General features: G+C 42.7%; 4 protein-coding genes. 1 reads left to right on the forward strand and 3 read right to left on the reverse strand.

Features of this window, described 5'->3' with window-relative positions:
• Both VIN08_RS05590 and VIN08_RS05595 read right to left on the reverse strand, forming a co-directional pair.
• Positions 1 to 1,823, reverse strand: a 1,823-nt coding sequence (locus VIN08_RS05590) for a SusC/RagA family TonB-linked outer membrane protein (RefSeq protein WP_331961474.1), incomplete at its 3' end; no start/stop codon positions are given.
• A 949-nt stretch (positions 1,824 to 2,772) separates the two neighbouring features.
• Positions 2,773 to 3,423 carry a 4'-phosphopantetheinyl transferase family protein gene (locus tag VIN08_RS05595; RefSeq protein WP_331961477.1) on the reverse strand — a complete coding sequence of 217 codons (651 nt, stop codon included), beginning with the start codon at positions 3,421 to 3,423 and terminating at the stop codon, positions 2,773 to 2,775.
• Between the two features lie 282 nt (positions 3,424 to 3,705).
• Here VIN08_RS05595 and VIN08_RS05600 point away from each other — a divergent pair, with 282 nt between their 5' ends.
• Complete coding sequence (locus VIN08_RS05600) at positions 3,706 to 4,128, forward strand: hypothetical protein (protein WP_331961480.1); 423 nt, start codon at positions 3,706 to 3,708, stop codon at positions 4,126 to 4,128.
• 72 nt (positions 4,129 to 4,200) lie between these two features.
• Here the strand turns inward: VIN08_RS05600 and VIN08_RS05605 are convergent.
• On the reverse strand, positions 4,201 to 4,581 hold a 381-nt coding region (locus VIN08_RS05605), incomplete at its 5' end, for a lipocalin-like domain-containing protein (RefSeq protein WP_331961483.1).

The raw sequence follows: 4,581 nt of genomic DNA on the forward strand, positions 1-4,581 counted from the left end.
ATACGCCACGCTGCGGAAACAGAAGGGAAATATCCCCAGCGATTTTCCGGACCAAATGATGGCGAACCATCGGCACGCAGTGTAGCCTGTACTATATACTTATCATTGAATACATAGTTCAAGCGGCCAAAGTACGATTCCATTGCCCATGAACCTTTCATACTGCTGTTGGTAGCGGTCTTGGCATCGCCACCCGGTAACTCATGTATTTTGTTTGATACGAAACCGGTACGTGTACCACTCACACCTTCCCATGTACTCTCTTGCGCTTCGTGGCTCACCATAGCCGTGATGTTATGCTTGCCAAATGTTTTGTTATAGCGCAGCAACATATTCCATAACCAGCCCACGGTATTGTTGGCAGTGCGGGTGGAGGTAGATGTTTCATTTTCAAAACCACCAAAAGTATAGCTTGGCTTAAAGAGATAATTATTGGTGAATTGCGCATTGCCGTTCAGTTCTGTACGGAACACAAGTCCTTTCACAATATTTATATCAGCATATATACCGCCCATGGCCTGTACCCTGCGGAATTTGTTTTCGTTGATCAACGCAAGGGCTACCGGGTTTGTCTGGCGGAATTGTGTTTGATCAGGTCCACCCCACGAACCATCTATATTCTTTAATGGCACCGCTGGTGATTGACTGATGGCTATATTTATGAGATCATCGTTTGTTACGGTAAGATTCTCATTGGTAATACTGGTGTTAATGTTGGTACCGATCTTTAACCACTTGCGTGTTTGATTGTCGAGATTAAGACGTATACCATAGCGCTTGAATGCAGAACCAACAGCTACACCATCCTGGTTGAAATATTCGCCGGAGAGATAGAAAGTAGTTTTATCTGTACCTCCGCTCATCGATAGTTGGTGCTTCATCATGGCTGCACGCTGAAATAATTCTTTTTGCCAGTTTGTTCCTTCTCCTAATAAAGAAGGATCGGCAAACTCATCGGGCACCTGGTAATTTGCCAACACCGATTTAATATCGTTTTGATACTCGGCATACTGGCGAAGGTTCATTGTAGGCAGAAACTTCGGTACATCCTGTAGAGTATAGAAGGTGTTATAGTTGAACTTTGTTTCTCCGGGCTTACCGCGTTTTGTTGTGATCACAATGACACCGTTGGATGCGCGCGAACCATATACCGAAGTAGCGGATGGTCCTTGCAAAATGTTCAGCGACTCTATATCATCCGGATTTATACCCGACAATGGATTGGAAGTAGTTCCGTTGGAACCCATGATCTGTACACCATCAATTACATACATCGGTTCTGTATTTCCGTTGATGGAATTTATACCACGGATCTTTACTGATAACGGTGCACCGGGTTGTCCGCTATTGGTTGCTACATACACGTTTGCCGCGCGGCCTTGTATAGCCTGCTCCAGTGTAGTGTTTACCGTTTTCTGTATATCGGAGGCATTGAGAGAAACCTGTGAGCTGGAGAGATCGGTCTTTTTCATTTCACCATATCCTACCACTACAATTTCCTGCAGTGTCTCTACATCTTCCTGCAACAACACGTTGAAGGTTGTTTGACTTCCTACCTGTATCTCCTGTGTTTTAAATCCTATAAAAGAAAACACCAGTATATCATCATGGCTGGCTTCAATAGAAAAATTACCATCTGTATCTGTGGTTACTCCAACGGCCGTACCTTTCAGCAGTACATTTACACCAGGCATTCCCTGGCCTGTGGCGTCCGTGAGTTTTCCTGTCACGATCTGCTTCTGCGCATAGGCCAGCGTTGCAGCTCCCGACAGAAATATAATCACGAAGACTCGTAATAGATTCCTGTAAAGTTTTGTCATCATAGGTTAATTTGGTTTAGCGGTTTACTTTGTTTATCTCTATTCCTCGCGGAAATTGATTCGTATCTATACCCCTCTACCAACCACTCACTTTTTCAAACTTGCAGGCTCGACCATCTGCCTCGGTAGAGTGTTATACTCTTCCGGGCAGCGTGATCTTTCGTTAACCCAAAGTGTTATTCATTTTTATTCGGCTGTCACATTCGTTCGATTACTTGCCGGTCACTATGCGAAGGCTTCAAGAGGTACAGACATACCTGCGATTCTGGACAAAGACAGCTTCTGTGAGATGCCAGCGATTGACTGAATAAGACGGGATCCAGGTCAAAACAGAACAGGTTCCGGAGTTCCCGAATACCCTCAACCATTGTTTTGTAAACAATCCTTTCATGATCTGCAATCGTATTAATGACTCGTGTAATCGATTGCGATAAAGGTATGCGACAAGAAGGCCTTTTACGGGTACGAAATTGTTCAGGAGTAAGGGCTAAAGCGTTAACTGATGGGGATGAAATGTTTCAGATGCTAACCTTATTTGTTAACAACGCCCGAAAAACCCGAATTTCCGGATGGAAAATCAACGGCCGGGCTACTCAAAAAATGTAACATTATCGGCATCTGAACAGCCGATATACAGGAAAAGAGTACAGGTTAAAAGAGAAATTCTGCTAGAGTGTAATGGCCAGCGATATAGATATAGCAATGATGAGGTAGATAATTACCTCCAACGTCAGCATCCACTTTGTTTTTTTCCGAAGATCGGCCATGGCAAGCGATAGGGTTGGGATATATCAAATGTACATGCATCTTGCCCGAAACAAGGTTACCAAATCGTTCTTAATTAGGTGCTATTTGTTAAAGATTACTACCCTAATATGTTTCAGTTAACATTTGATATAGCTCTTTAGATACTGAATTACAACGGTATGGCTACTGTACAATTGGGTATAGATCAGGCTCCGTTCAACACAAAATGTTCTATCAGTATATTCTCTTCTTTCGCTTCGGTGCAGATATACCCGGCATAACCCGGCACTTGCAGCGCATGAAAATATCCGGGCATTACCTGATCTTGCTTCTTTATATAGCCTCGCTCCTCCTCCACTACAACATTGTGCAACGGAATTTGCAAACCAAAACCATACGCTTTGAGAAGGCTTTCCTTTTTAGTCCACAGATGAAAGAACATAACGGTTGGGTCAGTCGCGGTTGTAATTTGCAACCATTCTAACGTGGTAAAAGAATCTTTATATACCTGCCACTCAATCGCGCGCACCGGTTCAATATCAACTCCTATTATACCCTTGTCGCAGAGTACAGCCACTACTTTATCGCCTGCGTGTGATATGTTGAAATCAATTGGAGCCTGCAGCTTCCATTTACCCCATGGCTCGCGGTATATAGTATGGAGTATATTTCGCGCTATAGGAGACTCTAATAACAAGCGTTGCAACATTAAATATCCGATGAGGCTTGTAAATTTTTTCTCCTCAAACTCATAGCTATCCTCCCCTAAAAAGGGTATCTTTAATTGGTTGCAGGTTGATTCAAAGTCTGTTGTCTTTGCTATCTCCGATACTGTTGAAATCAAAATCCTGACCATGCAACATTGGTTAATATGTAATAAAATTAATTAATCGCTAAGAAAATCGCATTGACATCAAACGGTTGGGCTATACGCACTGATATTGTTCTGTTTGTAAAATAGTATAGTATTGCCACCGTAAATTATGATTGAAACGGAATTGCGCAAAATGTACAGAGATTAGTCAGCTATATTATATTTCTGCGTTTGTAATTTTTAAGGAATTTAAACCCGATATAATTTCTGATAATACTTCACCTTAGTAAGAACTAAGTCAACATCTACTAAATCTTAAACGCTATGAAAAGAGAACTTAAAAGGCCCAATGGCAAAGAAATCTTCGTTACCATCACTTTCGAAAAAGAGAATGATCTCATCTATGTAGACTGGAATGGTTTTCTTACAGTTGAGCAGGTAAAAATAGGATCGGAAGAATTACTGAAGATGATAAAAGAAATAGGTTGCGCGAAGGTTCTCGTTGATAACCGGAAAGTATCGGGCCCGTGGCAAGCTGCCAACGAATGGTACCAAACTGACTGGAACCCACGTGCGGCTAAAGAAGGATTGACTGATATGGCGGTAATCATGTCTGACAACATCTTTACCCAACTTTCGTTGCAAGGTTTCACCAAAGCAACCAAGGGAGTATATACCGTGGCAATTTTCAATTCCGATCCGGATGCACGCAAGTGGCTGAAAGAACAAGCTGCTGTAGCGAAGTAAAAAATATTATTTTACCCCTATGATATCCCGGTGTATATAGTATATATGCCGGGATTTTTTTGCCCTATACTATCAAGCCCGTTTCCAGGTAACTCTAAACATGGGCGTACTTAAAATAAGATACTCACCGGTAATTTCAGCATAGCGGATCTCATCGTGGCCCACCCAATTCGGAAAGAGGCTGCCTTCTACTTCATGTATAAGTTCGCCCGGTGTTTTTTCATAATACTTTCCCCAATAAGCGGCATAGCTGAGATACGCTCCGGAAATTTCTTCCGGGGTTCCATCCGCTATAGATGCTGTAGCGAAATTGGAACGACCGCTTTTCATGAGTTGGGCGTTCATATACCCGTTGGTATCGTACATTAAAATGCCCAGCGGATTCTCGCCAAAAAATTCTACCGGCTCTCCTTCGGCCGGCACATATTTCCACGAGAGCAGTTTCCAGGTGCC

It is taken from the genome of Ohtaekwangia sp. (assembly GCF_036568665.1).
Taxonomy (GTDB): domain Bacteria; phylum Bacteroidota; class Bacteroidia; order Cytophagales; family Cyclobacteriaceae; genus Ohtaekwangia.

What these genes read in the sequence shown, in the direction of transcription:
- VIN08_RS05595 (WP_331961477.1), bottom strand. Translation starts at nt 3,423, where the DNA reads ATGGTCAGGATTTTGATTTCAACAGTATCGGAGATAGCAAAGACAACA.
- VIN08_RS05600 (WP_331961480.1), top strand. Translation starts at nt 3,706, where the DNA reads ATGAAAAGAGAACTTAAAAGGCCCAATGGCAAAGAAATCTTCGTTACC.